General features: G+C 58.0%; 17 protein-coding genes and 3 tRNA genes. 5 read left to right on the plus strand and 15 right to left on the minus strand.

Annotated elements, in window-relative coordinates; all coding sequences use genetic code 11:
- Positions 1-184 (plus strand): hypothetical protein (locus DHB74_RS06205; protein ID WP_499161037.1); only part of this gene is annotated, 184 nt, incomplete at its 5' end.
- A 7-nt stretch (positions 185-191) separates the two neighbouring features.
- On the opposite strand, the gene DHB74_RS06210 is transcribed toward DHB74_RS06205, so the two are convergent.
- The 12 genes from DHB74_RS06210 to uvrB form a co-directional block, all read right to left on the minus strand.
- On the minus strand, positions 192-974 hold the full coding sequence (locus DHB74_RS06210) for an exodeoxyribonuclease III (RefSeq protein WP_074779775.1): 783 nt from the start codon (positions 972-974) through the stop codon (positions 192-194).
- A gap of 235 nt (positions 975-1,209) precedes the next feature.
- A tRNA-Pro gene (locus DHB74_RS06215) sits at positions 1,210-1,286 on the minus strand.
- Between the two features lie 83 nt (positions 1,287-1,369).
- Positions 1,370-1,729, minus strand: coding sequence for a MerR family transcriptional regulator (locus DHB74_RS06220; protein WP_036992242.1), 360 nt, complete (start codon positions 1,727-1,729; stop codon positions 1,370-1,372).
- Positions 1,710-2,012 (minus strand): integration host factor subunit alpha, encoded by a 303-nt coding sequence (gene ihfA, locus DHB74_RS06225; protein ID WP_036992243.1) that lies wholly within the window; start codon positions 2,010-2,012, stop codon positions 1,710-1,712. Before ihfA ends, DHB74_RS06220 begins: the two co-directional genes overlap by 20 nt.
- Before the next feature lie 7 nt (positions 2,013-2,019).
- The gene (pheT, locus tag DHB74_RS06230; RefSeq protein ID WP_074779777.1) at positions 2,020-4,401 is read right to left on the minus strand and encodes a phenylalanine--tRNA ligase subunit beta; all 2,382 of its coding nucleotides are present in this window, start codon (positions 4,399-4,401) and stop codon (positions 2,020-2,022) included.
- 36 nt (positions 4,402-4,437) lie between these two features.
- Complete coding sequence (pheS, locus tag DHB74_RS06235; protein WP_036992251.1) at positions 4,438-5,454, minus strand: phenylalanine--tRNA ligase subunit alpha; 1,017 nt, start codon at positions 5,452-5,454, stop codon at positions 4,438-4,440.
- 105 nt (positions 5,455-5,559) lie between these two features.
- Positions 5,560-5,916, minus strand: coding sequence for a 50S ribosomal protein L20 (rplT, locus tag DHB74_RS06240; RefSeq protein ID WP_036992253.1), 357 nt, complete (start codon positions 5,914-5,916; stop codon positions 5,560-5,562).
- 21 nt (positions 5,917-5,937) lie between these two features.
- On the minus strand, positions 5,938-6,132 hold the full coding sequence (gene rpmI / locus DHB74_RS06245) for a 50S ribosomal protein L35 (RefSeq protein WP_036992255.1): 195 nt from the start codon (positions 6,130-6,132) through the stop codon (positions 5,938-5,940).
- Positions 6,133-6,192: 60 nt separating this feature from the next.
- Positions 6,193-6,744 carry a translation initiation factor IF-3 gene (gene infC, locus DHB74_RS06250; protein WP_177173401.1) on the minus strand — a complete coding sequence of 184 codons (552 nt, stop codon included), beginning with the start codon at positions 6,742-6,744 and terminating at the stop codon, positions 6,193-6,195.
- Complete coding sequence (thrS, locus tag DHB74_RS06255; protein ID WP_074779778.1) at positions 6,741-8,666, minus strand: threonine--tRNA ligase; 1,926 nt, start codon at positions 8,664-8,666, stop codon at positions 6,741-6,743. The genes infC and thrS overlap by 4 nt, the downstream gene beginning before the upstream one ends.
- Before the next feature lie 129 nt (positions 8,667-8,795).
- Positions 8,796-8,872: transfer RNA gene (locus DHB74_RS06260), tRNA-Val, on the minus strand.
- A gap of 83 nt (positions 8,873-8,955) precedes the next feature.
- Complete coding sequence (uvrB, locus tag DHB74_RS06265) at positions 8,956-10,971, minus strand: excinuclease ABC subunit UvrB (RefSeq protein ID WP_499161038.1); 2,016 nt, start codon at positions 10,969-10,971, stop codon at positions 8,956-8,958.
- A gap of 192 nt (positions 10,972-11,163) precedes the next feature.
- On the opposite strand from uvrB, the gene DHB74_RS06270 reads away from it, so the two are divergent.
- Positions 11,164-12,369, plus strand: a complete 1,206-nt coding sequence (locus DHB74_RS06270) for an amino acid aminotransferase (RefSeq protein ID WP_136869908.1) — start codon at positions 11,164-11,166, stop codon at positions 12,367-12,369.
- Positions 12,370-12,449: 80 nt separating this feature from the next.
- Positions 12,450-12,525 (plus strand) — tRNA-Asn (locus DHB74_RS06275).
- 53 nt (positions 12,526-12,578) lie between these two features.
- On the opposite strand, the gene DHB74_RS06280 is transcribed toward DHB74_RS06275, so the two are convergent.
- On the minus strand, positions 12,579-12,896 hold the full coding sequence (locus DHB74_RS06280) for a hypothetical protein (protein WP_036992264.1): 318 nt from the start codon (positions 12,894-12,896) through the stop codon (positions 12,579-12,581).
- 56 nt (positions 12,897-12,952) lie between these two features.
- Here DHB74_RS06280 and DHB74_RS06285 point away from each other — a divergent pair, with 56 nt between their 5' ends.
- Together DHB74_RS06285 and DHB74_RS06290 are read left to right on the plus strand one after the other, a co-directional pair.
- Complete coding sequence (locus tag DHB74_RS06285; RefSeq protein ID WP_136869907.1) at positions 12,953-13,840, plus strand: LysR family transcriptional regulator; 888 nt, start codon at positions 12,953-12,955, stop codon at positions 13,838-13,840.
- Positions 13,841-13,946: 106 nt separating this feature from the next.
- Positions 13,947-14,510, plus strand: coding sequence for a peptidylprolyl isomerase (locus DHB74_RS06290; RefSeq protein WP_136869906.1), 564 nt, complete (start codon positions 13,947-13,949; stop codon positions 14,508-14,510).
- Positions 14,511-14,546: 36 nt separating this feature from the next.
- Here DHB74_RS06290 and DHB74_RS06295 read toward each other — a convergent pair whose 3' ends face one another.
- Together DHB74_RS06295 and DHB74_RS06300 are read right to left on the minus strand one after the other, a co-directional pair.
- Positions 14,547-15,677, minus strand: a complete 1,131-nt coding sequence (locus DHB74_RS06295; RefSeq protein ID WP_499161039.1) for a GNAT family N-acetyltransferase — start codon at positions 15,675-15,677, stop codon at positions 14,547-14,549.
- 65 nt (positions 15,678-15,742) lie between these two features.
- Positions 15,743-16,462, minus strand: a complete 720-nt coding sequence (locus tag DHB74_RS06300) for a DUF2057 family protein (RefSeq protein WP_136869904.1) — start codon at positions 16,460-16,462, stop codon at positions 15,743-15,745.
- Positions 16,463-16,482: the final 20 nt, after the last annotated feature.

Raw genomic sequence — 16,482 nt, forward strand, 5'->3', positions numbered from 1 at the left:
GCTGCACCGCTTGACACATCGGCCTGGAACGCTGCTGCTGTTCCGGGCCAGGGAGGCGCATTCTACAGGAGTCATACCCCGTGTCAACGCCTTCCTGAAAATCCTTTCTCACCCTGAAAAAGCGATGCTGCCGGCCTCTTCAGTGAGCGGCGCATTCTACGCCGTTTCGCTTGTCTGTCAATAGCGTAGCGCTAAATTGATAGATCTACCCAAGTGGGCGCATGATCGCTGGCTTTTGGCTCATCGCGCACCCAGAGATCCACCCCGCCGCCGGTCAATCGCTCAGTCAACTGCGGACTCAGTAACAAGTGATCTATCCGCAACCCCGAGTTGGTTTTCCAATGCTGGCGAAAATAGTCCCAAAAGGTGTAGATACGCTGACCTGGATAGAGACTGTCCAGCGCATCGGTCCAGCCACGCCCCAATAAGCGCTGGTAGCACTCGCGGGTTTCTGGCTGAAGCAGCGCGTCATTTTTCCAGGAGCGGGGATTGTAGATATCGGCATCCGTCGGCACTACATTGTAGTCGCCTGCCAGCACCACTGGGTGCCCCGCCTCGAGCAAAGAGTCAGCATGCTCAATCAACCTATTGAACCAGGCAAGCTTGTAGTCGAACTTAGGGCCTGGCTGCGGATTACCATTGGGCAGGTAAAGGCAGCCTACGATCACCCCTTCCACTACCGCTTCTATATAGCGGCTCTGCCCCGGGTCAGGATCACCTGGCAACCCGCGCCGACTTAATAGAGGCTCAACTCCCCTGGCCAGTATTGCCACGCCATTCCAGGATTTCTGGCCGTGCCATACCGCCTCATACCCCGCCTCGCGGATAGCATCAACGGGGAAGACATCGTCTGCCGCTTTCAGCTCCTGCAGGCATACGATTTCCGGCTTCTCGCGCGATAGCCACTGCAACAGAGCCGGCAAGCGGGCACGAATGCCATTGATGTTGAATGTCGCTATCTTGAGGGTGCGCATCGCCCTTCACCTTGAATCATGCTTCTAGGTATCGGAACGAGAAGACCGCGCTTTAGTTCCTTCAATGACCATGCCCCCTAACGGAACCGCGCAAAACCAAGCTGCATCGCGCGAATAAAAATCGGAAGGGACATCGCAAGAGACACCGATTATCTACCGGCCAGGATTGAGAGAATTCGCGAATAATCGGGCATAAAAAAACCCAAGCATGAATGCTTGGGTTTTTAGGGATTTTTGGTCGGGACGGAGTGATTCGAACACTCGACCCCTTGCACCCCATGCAAGTGCGCTACCAGGCTGCGCTACGCCCCGATCATGCTTTGCGGTTCCTGCCAAAGCGGGACGAACTATACATTAACTAACTGAAATGCGAAAGGTTTTTTTCACGCTTTAGCTTATTTTGTCTTCAATACCTGCAGCACTTCTTCCAGCTCGGCGATGGTCTGCCGGATGAGCTGTTTGTAATGACTACCATCGTCCTTGGCTTCATCACCAGAGAGTCTTTGGCGGGCGCCACCGATGGTGAAACCCTGATCATAAAGCAATGCTCGGATCTGACGAATCATCAACACATCCTGGCGCTGATAGTAACGGCGATTACCGCGACGCTTGACCGGTGACAGCTGCGGAAACTCCTGCTCCCAGTAGCGCAGCACGTGTGGTTTGACGGCACAGAGCTCGCTAACCTCACCGATAGTGAAGTAGCGCTTTCCCGGGATTGCCGGCAGTTCGTTGTTATGGCTGGGTTCCAGCATAGGCTTCTACTCGGGCCTTGAGTTTCTGACCGGGGCGGAAGGTGACCACGCGCCGGGCCGTTATAGGTATTTCTTCGCCGGTCTTGGGATTGCGACCAGGGCGCTGACGCTTGTCGCGCAGGTCAAAATTGCCAAAACCGGACAATTTGACCTGCTCGTTGCTTTCCAGCGCATTGCGGATCTCTTCAAAAAACAGTTCTACCAGCTCCTTGGCTTCACGCTTGTTGAAGCCAAGCTCCTCGTAGAGACGTTCCGCCATTTCTGCTTTTGTCAGAGCCCCCATAGCAATCCTATTTCCGTAGTGTGGCGTTGAACCTTTGCTCCAATGACCCGAGCACCTTGTCCATAACTGCATTCACTTCTTCGTCAGTAAGAGTGCGCGATGAATGCTGTAAGGTCAAGCCGATTGCCAGACTTTTACTTTGGGGATCAATACCTTTCCCTTCATATACATCAAAGAGCCTGAGGTTTTTCAGGAACTCACCGGCCTGCTCGCGGATATCCGCCATCAGGTCGCCGGCAGCGACTCCCTTATCCACCAGGACCGCGATATCACGTCTGACTTCAGGGAAGCGGGAGAGTTCGCTGAAGCGCGGCAGCCGGCCTTCGACGATATTCTCCAGGCTCAACTCGAAGGCAAATACCGGACCTTGCAGGTCCAGCTCAGTTACCAGTTGCGGGTGCAGTGCGCCGAGCCAACCGGCAACCTTGCCGTCACGCATGATGCGCGCGCACTGACCCGGATGCAGCGCGGGGTGTTCCGACGGCTCGAAGTCAAAGGATGCCAGCGCGCCCCCCTGCCCCAGCACCGCCTCGACATCGCCCTTCACATCGTGAAAGTCCAGCTTGTCGCTACTATTAGCCCAGCCTTCGGGCAGTCGCGAACCACAGGCGATGCCTGACAACATGGGCTCCTGCAGCAACTCGCCGTTCGCTTGGGGCACGAAGCGCAGGCCACTCTCGAACAAGCGAACCCGTGATTGCTGGCGGTTCTGGTTATGCTGCACCGCTTTGCTCAGGCCCGGCCACAGGGAAGTACGCATGACTGCCATGTCGCTGGAGATGGGGTTGGCCAGCGCCAGGGGCTCACTTTGCGGATCAAACAGTTTGTTCAGGCCCGGCTCGACAAAACTGTAGGTGATCGCTTCCTGGTATCCACGCGCGACCAACAGACGCCGCAGAATCGGCAGCTCACCTCGAGTTTCCGGCTTGGCGGTGAGGCTCAATGCAGCAGTCGGAGCGCTGACCGGCAGGCGGTTGTAGCCATACAGGCGGGCCAGCTCTTCGATCAGATCGATTTCCAGCGAAATATCGAAGCGGTGGCTGGGTACATCCACCTGCCACTCGTCTTCGCCCCTGGCCGCGATCACCAATTCCAGGCCGCAGAGATAGGCTTCGACTTCCGCTGGGGCGATCTCCAACCCAAGCATCTGCGTCACACGCTCGTTACGCAAGGTGATACTTACCGGCTTCGGCAGGTATGCCGGCTCGACCGCTTCCACGACCGGGCCAGCTTCGCCACCCACGATATCCAGCAACAGCGCAGTAGCGCGCTCAGCCGCTTCACGCTGCAATTGCCAGTCGACACCACGCTCATAACGATGGGAGGCATCGGTATGCAAACCGTAGTTGCGGGCCTTGCCGGCGATCGCAATATTGTCGAAGAAAGCGCTTTCCAGGAACAGGTCGGTAGTGCTGTCATTGACACCACTGTGCTCACCACCCATGACGCCAGCCATGGCAAGGGGGCGTTCATGATCGGCAATCACCAGCGTATCGCTGCGCAGACTGATTTCCTGGCCGTCGAGCAGCACCAGCTTCTCACCCTCCTCGGCCATGCGCACCCGGATGCCACCGCGAATCTGCGCCAGATCGAAGGCATGCAGCGGCTGGCCCAGCTCCAGCATGACGTAGTTGGTGATATCCACTACAGCATCAATGCTGCGAATATCGCTACGGCGCAGGCGCTCGACCATCCACAACGGTGTCGGGCGAGAAAGGTCGACATTGCGAATGACACGACCGATATAACGCGGGCAAGCTGCGGGAGCCAAAAGCTCGACCGGGCGGGTCTCATCATGACTGGCGGAGACGGCATCGGTTACCGGGCGGCTGACCGGCGCTGCGTAGTTAGCGCCCACTTCGCGGGCCAGACCAGCGATGGACAAGCAGTCGCCACGGTTAGGCGTCAGGTCGACCTCGATGATCGCATCATCCAGGCCCAGATATTCACGCACATCATGGCCAACCGGAGCATCGGTGGGCAACTCGAACAGGCCGTCGTGATCGTCCGACAGCTTGAGCTCGGATGCCGAGCACAGCATACCGAAGGATTCGACGCCACGCAGCTTGGCCTTCTTGATCTTGAAGTCGTCGCCGAGCACGGCACCAACCATGGCGAAGGGAATCTTGATGCCAGCACGGGCGTTTGGCGCACCGCACACCACCTGGAATTCCTCGCTGCCGTTACTGACACGGCAGACACGCAGCTTGTCCGCATCGGGATGCTGCTCGGCGGCTAGAATCTCCCCCACCACCACGCCGCTGAACACACCGGCAGCCGGCGTTACGCTGTCCACTTCGAGACCAGCCATGGACAGGCGCGCGACCAGATCGTCTCGGGAAACCTCCGGATTCACCCAGCTGCGCAGCCACTGTTCACTGAATTTCATGTTCTCTTCCTGCTATCAAAGGTTGCGATTACGGTGTCAGCGAAACTGGGCCAGGAAGCGCAGGTCGTTGTCGAAGAACAGGCGCAGATCGTTCACGCCGTAACGCAGCATGGCCAGGCGCTCGACGCCCATGCCGAAGGCAAAGCCCTGAAACTGCTCGGGATCGATACCCGAGGAGTGGAATACATTGGGGTGCACCATGCCGCAGCCCATGACTTCCAGCCAGCCGGTCTGCTTGCATACCCGGCAACCGCAGCCGCTGCACATCACGCACTGGATATCGACCTCGGCGGACGGCTCGGTGAAGGGAAAGAATGACGGCCGGAAACGCACCTTCAGGTCTTTCTCGAAAAACACCTGCAGAAACTCGGCAATGGTGCCTTTCAGATCGGCGAAGCTGACCTTGCGATCAACCAGCAGGCCTTCGACCTGATGGAACATCGGCGAATGGGTCAGATCTGAATCGCAACGATAGACGCGGCCGGGGCAAACGATACGAATCGGCGGCTCCTGGCTTTCCATGGTACGCACCTGCACTGGCGAGGTGTGGGTGCGCAACAGGGTGTTGGCGTTGAAATAGAAGGTATCGTGCATCGCCCGAGCCGGGTGATGACCGGGAATATTGAGCGCCTCGAAGTTGTGGTAATCATCTTCCACTTCAGGGCCTTCCGCGACGGCGTAGCCAATGCGGGAAAAGAACTCTTCAATCCGCTCCATGGTCCGGGTGACCGGATGCAATCCGCCGCTGGCCTGGCCGCGGCCAGGGAGGGTCACATCGACCCGCTCCGCAGCAAGACGGGCATTCAGCGCTGCCGCTTCCATGCTGGTCTTGCGAGCATTCAGTGCTGTCTGCACCTGCTCCTTGGCTTCATTGACCATGGCGCCTACTTTGGGGCGCTCTTCGGCAGGGATATTGCCCAGGGTCTTCATCACCTGGGTAAGCTCGCCCTTCTTGCCAAGATACTGGACGCGAAGCTGCTCCAGCGCATTGACATCAGCCGCCTGCTGCACGGCCTCCAGGGCCTGGGAGACCAGCGCGTCTAGGTTTTCCATTTCACACTCCAGAAACAAAAATAGGGGAAGAGCGATGAGGCTCTTCCCCTATTAATGACGTTGCCAACCGGCACACGAGGCGCCGGTGATTGTCGTAACGAGGGCTTAAGCCAGGCTAGCCTTTGCTTTTTCGACAATCGCGGTAAACGCCGCTTTTTCGTTCACAGCCAGATCGGCCAGAACCTTACGGTCGATTTCAACGGATGCCTTTTTCAGGCCAGCAATCAGACGGCTGTAGGACATGCCATTCTGACGAGCACCGGCGTTGATACGGGCAATCCACAGAGCACGGAACTGACGCTTGCGCTGCTTGCGGTCACGATAGGCGTACTGACCTGCCTTGATGACCGCCTGCTTGGCAACCCGGAATACACGCGAACGCGCACCGTAGTAACCTTTGGCGAGTTTCAGAATCTTCTTGTGACGCTTGCGCGCCATTACACCACGCTTAACACGAGCCATTCTTTAAATCCTCAACCTTGATTAACGGAGGCGCAACATACGTTCAACCTTCTGGACATCTGCAGCATTGAGCTGAGAAGTACCACGCAGTTGACGCTTACGCTTGGTGCTCATCTTGGTCAGGATGTGGCTTTTGAAAGCGTGCTTGTGCTTGATGCCACTGCCAGTCACTTTAAAGCGCTTGGCGGCACCGCTCTTGGTTTTCATCTTTGCCATGTTCAGGTACTCCAAATAGAGTGGATAAGATAATCACAAGGCCTGGCGTTGCCCTGGAGATTACTTTTTCTTCTTGGGTGCTAGGACCATCATCAATTGACGACCTTCCATTTTCGGGTGCTGTTCAACGGTGCCGTATTCGGCGAGATCGGCTTCGACCCGCTTCAACAACTCCATGCCCAGCTCCTGATGAGCCATTTCGCGGCCGCGGAATCGCAGGGATACCTTGGCTTTGTCACCCTCACTAAGGAACTTGATAAGGTTGCGTAGCTTGACCTTATAGTCCCCTTCTTCCGTCCCTGGACGAAACTTGATTTCCTTGATCTGAATGATCTTCTGATTCTTCCGGGCAGCAGCCTGCTGCTTCTTCTTTTCGAAGATGTGCTTGCCGTAATCCATGATTCGGCAAACAGGCGGCTCTGCATCGGGGGAGATTTCAACCAGGTCGAGCTTGGCCTCATCAGCGGCGGCCATGGCTTCCTGAATGGACACGATACCGATTTGTTCACCTTCGGCGCCGATCAGGCGCACTTCGCGCGCCGTGATGTTTTCGTTGATCGGCGGGCGCTGTGCGGCTCTTTTGTCTTGTCTCATCTCGCGTTTAATCTTTATTGCTCCGAATTCGGGCGGCCTCGTTGTGCGACGGCGCGGGCAAGGAAATCGGAGAACTCGGCAATTGTCATCGTACCCAGATCTTTTCCCTCCCGCGTGCGCACGGCCACAGTGTGCGATTCGACTTCCCGGTCGCCGATTACCAGCAGATAGGGAGTCTTGTGCAAAGTATGCTCGCGGATTTTAAAGCCGATCTTCTCGTTTCTCAAGTCCGCAACAGCGCGATATCCCATTTCATTGAGAGATTTCTCAACTTCCTGGGAAAATTGCGCCTGATTATCGGTGATATTCAGCACCGCTACCTGGGTCGGTGCAAGCCACGCCGGGAAGTCACCAGCGTAGTGCTCGATCAGAATACCGATGAAGCGCTCGAACGAACCAAGAATGGCACGATGCAGCATAACCGGCGTCTTGCGCGCACCATCTTCGGCGACATACTGCGCGCCCAGACGGCCCGGCAGCATGAAATCAAGCTGCAGGGTACCACACTGCCAGACCCGACCCAGGCAGTCGCGCAGCGAAAACTCGATCTTCGGACCGTAGAAAGCGCCTTCACCGGGTTGCAGATCCCACTTGAGACCTGCCTCGTTCAGCGCCTCTTCCAATCCCCGCTCCGCCTGATCCCAGTCGGCATCATCACCCATCCGATCTTCCGGACGAGTGGACAGCTTCAGCTCGACGTCATCGAAGCCAAAATCGCGATAGACCTGCAAGGTCAGAGCAATAAAGTCGGCCGCCTCGGCCTTGACCTGCTCATCGGTACAGAAAATGTGCGCATCATCCTGAGTGAACCCGCGCACCCGCATCAAACCATGCAGCGAACCAGACGGCTCGTTACGATGACAGGAGCCGAACTCAGCCAGACGCAACGGCAGCTCACGGTAGCTCTTCAGCCCCTGATTGAACACCTGAATGTGGCACGGGCAGTTCATCGGCTTGATCGCGTAATCGCGGCTTTCCGACTCGGTAGTAAACATGTTCGCCGAGTAATGTTCCCAGTGTCCGGAACGCTCCCACAGCACCCGATCCACCACCTGAGGCGTGCGAATCTCGCGGTAGCCAGCGTCACGCTGGAGCTTGCGCATGTATTGCTCAAGGACCTGATAGACAGTCCAGCCGTTCGGATGCCAGAACACCATGCCCGGCGCTTCTTCCTGGGTATGGAATAGATTCAGGCGCTTGCCGATTTTGCGATGATCGCGCTTTTCGGCTTCTTCGATTCGCGTGATATAGGCAGCCAGCTGCTTCTTGTCCGCCCACGCAGTACCGTAGATACGCTGCAGCTGCTCGTTCTTGGCATCGCCGCGCCAATAGGCGCCGGAAATGCGGGTCAGCTGGAAAGCCTTGAGAAAACGGGTATTGGGCACGTGAGGGCCACGGCACATGTCGACATATTCTTCGTGATAGTACAGGCCCATGGCTTTCTCATCGGGCATGTCTTCGACCAGGCGCAGCTTGTAATCCTCGCCTCGCTCGCTAAATACCTGAATCACTTCATCACGCGGCGTCATTTTCTTGATGACATCGTACTCAGTAGCGATCAGCTCGCGCATGCGCTTCTCGATGGCCGCCATATCTTCTGGCGTAAAGCCGCGCTCGTAGGCGATGTCGTAATAGAAGCCTTCATCGATGACCGGCCCGATCACCATCTTCGCGGTGGGATACAATTGTTTGACCGCGTGCCCGACCAGGTGAGCGCAGGAGTGACGGATGATCTCCAGCCCCTCTTCGTCTTTCGGCGTAATGATCTGCAGACTGGCATCCTGATCGATGACGTCACAGGCATCTACCAGGCGACCGTCGACCTTGCCCGCCACAGTGGCCTTGGCCAGGCCGGCGCCGATGGACTGTGCCACCTCGGTCACGCTTACGGGATGATCAAAAGTACGCTGACTGCCGTCAGGAAGAGTAATGATGGGCATGAACCGCTCCTTCTCAGTGGTGACCGCTACGTAAGGCCACATGATGGAAATAGCCGGCCGGGATGACTGCTGCAGCCCGTTCGGCGTAGAAATAAAAAAGCCCGATCACAGGGTGATCGGGCTTTGATTTGGTAGGCACGATTGGATTCGAACCAACGACCCCCACCATGTCAAGGTGGTGCTCTAACCAACTGAGCTACGTGCCTGCGATGGAGGCGAACTATACGGACCACCCTCGCACCCGTCAACCCCTAAGTTACTGAAAAAGTGCAAAAACCTCGACACTCCCTCAGACGTTGACCAACTGCTTGCGCAGCTGCTGTATGTCATCACGCAGCTGTGCCGCGGCCTCGAATTCGAGATCCCGGGCGTGCTGGTACATCTTCTCTTCCAACTGGCGAATGCGCTTGGTGATTTCCGCCGGCGAGCGCAGTTTCTCGGCACCATAGCCGGCGGCATCTTCTGCAGCCTTGAGCTGACGCCGCTTGTTCGAGCGACTGCCAGGCACCACTGCGCCTTCCAGGATATCCTGCACACTCTTGACCACCCCTTTGGGAGTGATGCCGTGCTCCAGGTTGAAACTGATCTGCTTGGCGCGGCGGCGCTCGGTTTCGCCGATGGCGCGCTCCATTGAGCCGGTGATGCGGTCGGCATAAAGGATGGCCTTGCCATTCAGGTTCCGCGCTGCCCGCCCGATGGTCTGAATCAACGAGCGCTCGGAGCGGAGGAAGCCCTCCTTGTCCGCATCCAGAATAGCGACAAGAGAAACTTCAGGCATATCAAGACCTTCACGCAACAAGTTAATGCCAACCAACACATCAAAACCACCAATGCGCAGGTCGCGGATGATCTCGACACGCTCCACCGTATCGATATCCGAATGCAGATAGCGCACTCGCACACCATGATCGGCCAGATAGTCAGTGAGATCTTCGGCCATGCGCTTGGTCAAGGTAGTCACCAGCACCCGATCGCCTTGGGCGACCCGCAAGCCGATTTCCGACAACAAATCGTCCACCTGGGTCGTGGCCGGTCGCACCTCAATCAGGGGATCGACCAGCCCGGTCGGTCGCACCACCTGCTCTACCACCCGACCGGCATGGGTTTCTTCGTAGGGCCCAGGGGTGGCGGAGACAAAGATGGCCTGGGGCGAAATCGCTTCCCATTCATCGAAGCGCATGGGCCGGTTGTCCAGCGCCGATGGAAGCCGGAAGCCATATTCCACCAGCGTTTCCTTACGTGAGCGGTCGCCCTTGTACATGGCGCCGACCTGAGGCACCGACACGTGGGACTCGTCGATCACCAGCAAGGCGTTGGCCGGCAGATAATCAAACAGGGTGGGTGGCGCCTCCCCCTGTGGTCGCCCAGACAGATAGCGTGAATAGTTCTCGATGCCGTTGCAGTAACCCAGCTCCATGATCATTTCCATATCGAAGCGGGTCCGCTGTTCCAGGCGCTGGGCCTCGACCAGTTTGTTCTGACTGTTGAGCACCTCCAGGCGCTCCTTGAGTTCAACCTTGATTTCCTCTACCGCCTCCAGCAACTTCTCTCGTGGCGTCACATAATGTGATTTAGGATAGATAGTTACACGCGGAACCTTACGTAAAACCTCTCCAGTAAGCGGATCAAAGAAACTGATGGTTTCCACCGTATCGTCGAACAGCTCGATGCGGATCGCCTCCAGGTCAGATTCGGCGGGGTAAACATCGATCACATCCCCGCGCACCCGATAGGTGGCGCGCGACAGCTCCATATCGTTGCGCGTGTACTGCAGCTCTGCCAGGCGACGCAACATGGTGCGCTGGTCGAGGATATCGCCCCGATCGATATGCAGCACCATGCGCAGATAGGATTCGGGGTCGCCCAAGCCGTAGATAGCCGACACGGTGGCCACGATGATTGCATCCGACCGCTCCATCAGTGCCTTGGTCGCGGACAGACGCATCTGCTCGATATGGTCATTGATCGAAGCATCCTTCTCGATGAAGGTATCTGACGCCGGCACGTAGGCCTCGGGTTGGTAGTAGTCGTAGTAGGAAACGAAGTACTCCACCGCATTGTTCGGGAAGAACTCGCGGAACTCGCCATACAACTGCGCGGCCAGCGTCTTGTTCGGCGCCATGATGATGCTCGGGCGCTGCATCCGCTGGATGACATTGGCGATGGTGAAGGTCTTCCCCGACCCGGTCACCCCGAGCAGCGTCTGGTGAGACAGGCCGGCTTCCAGCCCTTCTACCAACTGCTCAATGGCTACCGGCTGGTCACCAGCGGGCTTGAAACGGGTTTGCAGATTGAATTGGTTCATGACGAAACGGCACCGCGAATGGACAGACAGCCATAATCATAGCATTGCCCACTGCATGGTCTGTTCTCGTTTCAAACACCACTGACCGGGACCGCGCGCACTCGCACCGCGCCCCAGTCTCTGTTTATAATAGTCGGCCGCCTGCGGCACAGCCCGACGCTTACATTCACCTGTTTCGAGTCTGCCCATATCATGAGTCTGTTTTCCCCCGTAGAAATGGCGCCACGCGATCCCATCCTTGGCCTGAACGAAGCCTTCAATGCCGATCCGCGTACAGAAAAAGTCAATCTGGGCGTCGGCGTCTATTACGACGAGAACGGTAAGGTTCCCCTCCTCCGCGCAGTACAGGCGGCAGAAGAGGCGCGGGTTGCCGAGCACGCTGCCCGCACCTACCTCCCCATGGAGGGTCTGGCACCTTACGATCTTGCTGTACAGAAACTGCTGCTGGGTGCCGATTCAGCACTGCTGGCCTCCGGTCGCCTGGTCACGGCCCAGTCGCTGGGCGGCACCGGCGCACTGAAGCTGGGCGCGGACTTCCTGTATCGCCAGGCAGGCAAACGTCTGGTCGCGATCAGTGATCCGAGCTGGGAAAACCATCGCTCGCTGTTCGAAACCGCAGGCTACGAGGTGGTGACCTATCCCTATTATGATCCGGCCACCCACGGGCTGAATCTCCAGGGCATGCTGCAAGGGATCGAAGCCTTGCCTGAAGGCAGCGTGGTGCTGCTGCATGCGTGCTGCCACAACCCGACCGGGGTGGACCTCAGCGCGGATCAATGGAAGCAGGTGATCGACGTTGTCCGCAAGTGCAACCATGTGCCCTTCCTGGACATCGCCTATCAGGGCTTTGGCGACAATCTGGAAGACGACGCACTGGCAGTGCGCCTGTTCGCCGAGGCCGGCCTGCCCTGTCTGATCGCCAGCTCTTTCTCCAAATCCTTTTCACTGTACGGCGAGCGCGTCGGCGCACTGACACTGATCACAGAAACGCCCGAAGAAGGCGAACGGGTACTATCCCAGCTCAAGCGTGTCATTCGCACCAATTATTCCAACCCGCCGACCCATGGCGCCAAGGTAGTGGCCGCGGTATTGAACAATGCCGAACTGTATGCCATGTGGGTTGAAGAGCTGGCCGAGATGCGTGTACGCATCAAGCAGATGCGCCACGCCCTGGCTGACAAGCTTCGTGCCGCCGGCGTCCAGCAGGATGTCAGCTTCATCGAACAGCAGCGCGGCATGTTCTCCTACTCCGGCCTGAGTCGCGAACAGGTCGCGCGCCTGGCCGAAGAGTCCGCCATTTACGCGGTCGGCAGCGGCCGCATCTGCGTGGCCGCGCTCAACCATGGCAATATTGATCTGGTCGCCAACGCCATGGCCAAGGTGATGCTCGAAGGCTGAAGCAAACCTCCGCGCACTTATTGAAAAGTGGTTCAAGGTATTGACTTGGATGATATTTTTGGTAAAGTGCGCGCATCCGTTCCGCGATAGCTCAGTTGGTAGAGCAAATGACTGTTAATCATTGGGTCCCAGGTTCGAGTCCTGGTCGCGGAGCCAAATCAAGAAGAACCCGGCGAATTGCCGGGTTTTTTATTGCCTGCAGAAAAGCCTCATTCCGGTGCGCAATCGATATGTACCCGGACCCGAATGATCTCCCGCGTGAACTCATGGGTCAGCACTACCTCCTCGCCCGGCTGCAGGCGTACTCTGCGCGGTAGCGGCCGCTCGGGGCCATTGACGAAGGTGGCTTGGCAACGCAGCGGCACAGTAGCCTGACTGGTCAGCTTGAGCGCAGCAATATTGCCCAGATCGGTGCTGCTCACCGACACCTCGTCTGCGCCAGGGCCCAGCTTCACATCGATGGGAAATGCCTCGGCGAACACTGGTGGCGCCAGGGCTATCCCGATGGCCAGCAAAAGTTGGTACATTTGCTTCCTCGTCTCAACGATATCTCATTCATCACCATAGGCCAGAGGTTCCATCGATGAAAGCACCACGCGTCACCCTGGAACAATGGCGCACCCTGCAAGCCGTCGTCGATCATGGCGGCTTCGCTCAGGCTGCCGAGGCCCTGCATCGCTCGCAGTCTTCGGTCAGCTACACGGTTGCCCGCATGCAGGAGCAGCTCGGTGTACCGCTGCTGGAGATTGCCGGGCGCAAAGCCGTGCTGACCGAAGCCGGAGCCGCCCTGCTGCGGCGCTCGCGCAACCTGCTCAAGGAAGCCAGTCAGCTGGAAGAGCTGGCCTGGAACATGGACCAGGGCTGGGAAGCCGAAGTGCAGTTGGTGGTCGATGCCGCATACCCCACCCAGCGTCTGGCCGGAGCGCTGAAGGCGTTTATGCCGCAGAGCAAGGGCTGCCGGGTGCAGCTGCGTGAAGAGGTGCTTTCCGGGGTGGAAGAGTGCTTGCATGATGGCACTGCCGATCTGGCCATTTCCGGTATTAACATCGCGGGCTACCTACCCCATCAGCTTGATGATATCGAGTTCGTGGCCGTAGCCCATCCAGAGCATCCCCTGCATCGGCTTGGCCGGACGTTGACCCACAACGATCTGCAATCCCACCTGCAGGTCGTGATCCGGGATTCGGGAAGGCGTCAGCCACGCGATGCTGGCTGGCTCGGAGCTGAACAACGCTGGACAGTGACCAACCTGAACACTGCCAGCCAGTTGGTGATGCAAGGGTTGGGCTTCGCCTGGTTTCCCGAGCATGCCATCGCCGAGCAACTGACCCGCGGCAGCTTGAAAGCATTGCCCCTGGTCCAGGGCGGCCGCCGCGCGGCCAACATGTTTCTTTTTGCAAACAAGGACAAGCCCCTGGGGCCTGCCACACGCATATTGGCCGACCTGATCATCGAGCACTCCCAACGCTGACTAGCGCACCCAGGGCCGTTGTGTCCGGCTTCGGTTGTGCTTACACTCGATGCCCTCTGAATTCCCAATGGCGCCCCTGCGCCTTTCCTTTTCGATGGAGATAAGCATGCTCAAGAAACTGATCGGAACCTGCGCGCTGCTGTTGGCCAGCACTGCTGTCCTGGCGGATAACCCGCGGGTGCTGCTGAATACCAGTCATGGCGATATCGAACTGGAACTGAACGCGGAAGCGGCGCCTATCTCCGTGGAGAATTTTCTGCGTTATGCTGACGCCGGCCACTACGACGGCCTGATCTTCCATCGCGTCATCCCCGGCTTCATGATTCAGGGTGGTGGCTTCGATGCCAACATGCGTCAGCGTGCCGTTGGCCAACCGATCAAGAACGAGGCTGATAATGGGCTGAAGAATGACCGCTACACCGTTGCCATGGCCCGCACCCAGGTGCGCGATAGCGCCACCAGCCAGTTCTTCATCAATCTCACCAGCAATGACTTCCTGAACCACGGCAGCCGCGACTTCGGCTATGCGGTTTTCGGCAAGGTTGTCGCTGGCGAGCATGTGGTTGAAACCATTGCCAAGGTACCGACCGGCAACCAGGGCGGACACCAGAACGTGCCGCAGAACCCGGTCACCATCATCAGCGCCAAGCGGGTCGGAACCGCGGAATAGGTCTCTCGGCAAGCCCCTGGAAAGCGCAGAAGGTCTTCAGGGGCGGCCTTCCCGACGATAGGGAAGATAGTTCATCGCGTCTTGCTGGTAGGCGCGAATACCGTCACGCTCCTGCAGCAGAAAATCCGCTACCGCCTCATGCAAGCCAGGCTGCATTCGGTGCCAAGATTGAGTCAATACCGGTTCAAACCCACGCAACAGCTTGTGCTCGCCCTGGGCACCGGCATCGAAACGGCTCAACCCCTCGGCAATACAACGCTCCATGCCCTGATAGAAACAGGTCTCGAAATGCAGTCGGTCATACTCCTCCAGGCAGCCCCAATAACGGCCGTATAGCGTATCACCGCCCACCAGAAACAGCGCCGCAGCAACCTCCCGATCCGCCTCCCTGGCGAACACCAACCGCACCGACTCCGCCATGCCTGCCGACAGTGACTCGAAGAAAGCGCTATTAAGGTAAGGATGACGCCCGCGCTTGAGGTAAGTCGCTGCATAGAATGGATAGAACCGCTCCCAGTCGGAGCTGCTGATTTCATTCCCGCAGCGCCAATCGAACTCGATGCCCTGCGCCGCCACACTCTGGCGTTCCTTACGGAAATTCTTGCGCTTGCGCGAGCTGCAGGCGATCAGAAAATCATCGAAGCAAGCATAACCGCGATTGACCCAGTGGAATTGACAGCCCAGCCGCTGAAGCCAACCGGCCGCTTCCAGAGCAGCGTTTTCCTGGCCATCATTGAACAGCAGATGCGCTCCGCTGATCCGGCCGGCAGCTACTTCCCGATTGAGCCAGCTGATCACCAATCCACGACTGTCAGCACAGCGTGCCACCAGGCGTGGCCCCTGAATAGGAGAAAAAGGAATGGCGGCCGTCAGCTTGGGATAATAACGCTGCCCTGCCCGCTCCCAGGCGTCAGCCCACTGGAAGTCGAATACATATTCGCCCCAGGAGTGGTGTTTGCGATACAGCGGCAATAACGCCTGAAGGCTGCCATCAGGGTTTTCCACCACCAGATGGGAAGGCTCCCAGCCCTGCTCCGGGCTCACCGACCCGCTGTGCTCAAGCGCATGAAGAAAGGCGTGGCGAAGAAAAGGATAATCGGTGCTCAGCAGAGCATCCCAGGCTGATGCGGAAATGTCGCTTATGTGGCTCAACTGACGTATGTGCATGGCGACAAGCATGCCACAGGGAGAGGATGGGCGGGAGGCCGGAATGCCTCCCGCGCGGGGCTATCTTACTGTTGCGCCCATTCAAGGAAGGTGGCGCGGCTGTCTTCGCTGAGCAGCTGCCACATCTGTTGCAGCGTGGTCAGCGTAGCGTCGTTATGCGGCAAGGTCTCACGGGCTGCAGCGCTCGGCATAGGTGCAATAACCTGTTGTGCCCGAGCCGTGTGAACCGCAGGAGCATTGGCCGGCGTCGCACCCAAAGGAGCTACCGTAGTTTGTTCAGCAACCGCAGTGGAACCACCGAGTAAATTGTTGACCAGTGACGTGTTACGCTGACCAGCGATTGCTGCATATCGCTCACCGGTGCGGGTATTCACCGCCCAGGCATTGAACTCGTTTTCGAAGTCCTTGGCTTCCTGCAGACCTTGCGGCCGGTCGAAGTCCAGCTCCCACAGCTCACCACCTTGACCATCAATGGTAAAGATCACGCTGCGCCCACGCACGACTTCATGATTGATACCACCATCGATATCGAAGCCATTCTTGTAGAAGGCGCTGACCTGATAAGCCCCCGGCTGAAGCTCCAGGCGCTTGTCCGCGGTCCCAAAGCTCCAGTTGGCAGCGGGAAGCTGCTGACCGTTGATAGTCTGCACTTCGAGTTCGTTGGGCACCACTACGGTGAGCACCTGGCCGGCGGATAACGGCGAACCGGGATAGAGCTGCACATGGGACTGCTGAGCACAGGCAGACAGCAGGCAGGCAGCGGCGAGAGCGAAAAGACTACGCATGGAAACTCCTTGATGCGAAT

This window comes from Pseudomonas sp. G11-1, assembly GCF_024031555.1.
GTDB lineage: Bacteria > Pseudomonadota > Gammaproteobacteria > Pseudomonadales > Pseudomonadaceae > Halopseudomonas > Halopseudomonas bauzanensis.

Excerpts from the sequence above, each read along its gene's own strand:
- DHB74_RS06210 (WP_074779775.1), bottom strand. The coding sequence starts at position 974 with ATGCGCACCCTCAAGATAGCGACATTCAACATCAATGGCATTCGTGCC.
- DHB74_RS06220 (WP_036992242.1), bottom strand. The coding sequence starts at position 1,729 with ATGCTGGAACCCAGCCATAACAACGAACTGCCGGCAATCCCGGGAAAG.
- ihfA (WP_036992243.1), bottom strand. The coding sequence starts at position 2,012 with ATGGGGGCTCTGACAAAAGCAGAAATGGCGGAACGTCTCTACGAGGAG.
- pheT (WP_074779777.1), bottom strand. The coding sequence starts at position 4,401 with ATGAAATTCAGTGAACAGTGGCTGCGCAGCTGGGTGAATCCGGAGGTT.
- pheS (WP_036992251.1), bottom strand. The coding sequence starts at position 5,454 with ATGGAAAACCTAGACGCGCTGGTCTCCCAGGCCCTGGAGGCCGTGCAG.
- rplT (WP_036992253.1), bottom strand. The coding sequence starts at position 5,916 with ATGGCTCGTGTTAAGCGTGGTGTAATGGCGCGCAAGCGTCACAAGAAG.
- rpmI (WP_036992255.1), bottom strand. The coding sequence starts at position 6,132 with ATGGCAAAGATGAAAACCAAGAGCGGTGCCGCCAAGCGCTTTAAAGTG.
- thrS (WP_074779778.1), bottom strand. The coding sequence starts at position 8,666 with ATGCCCATCATTACTCTTCCTGACGGCAGTCAGCGTACTTTTGATCAT.
- uvrB (WP_499161038.1), bottom strand. The coding sequence starts at position 10,971 with ATGAACCAATTCAATCTGCAAACCCGTTTCAAGCCCGCTGGTGACCAG.
- DHB74_RS06270 (WP_136869908.1), top strand. The coding sequence starts at position 11,164 with ATGAGTCTGTTTTCCCCCGTAGAAATGGCGCCACGCGATCCCATCCTT.
- DHB74_RS06280 (WP_036992264.1), bottom strand. The coding sequence starts at position 12,896 with ATGTACCAACTTTTGCTGGCCATCGGGATAGCCCTGGCGCCACCAGTG.
- DHB74_RS06285 (WP_136869907.1), top strand. The coding sequence starts at position 12,953 with ATGAAAGCACCACGCGTCACCCTGGAACAATGGCGCACCCTGCAAGCC.
- DHB74_RS06290 (WP_136869906.1), top strand. The coding sequence starts at position 13,947 with ATGCTCAAGAAACTGATCGGAACCTGCGCGCTGCTGTTGGCCAGCACT.
- DHB74_RS06295 (WP_499161039.1), bottom strand. The coding sequence starts at position 15,677 with ATGCACATACGTCAGTTGAGCCACATAAGCGACATTTCCGCATCAGCC.
- DHB74_RS06300 (WP_136869904.1), bottom strand. The coding sequence starts at position 16,462 with ATGCGTAGTCTTTTCGCTCTCGCCGCTGCCTGCCTGCTGTCTGCCTGT.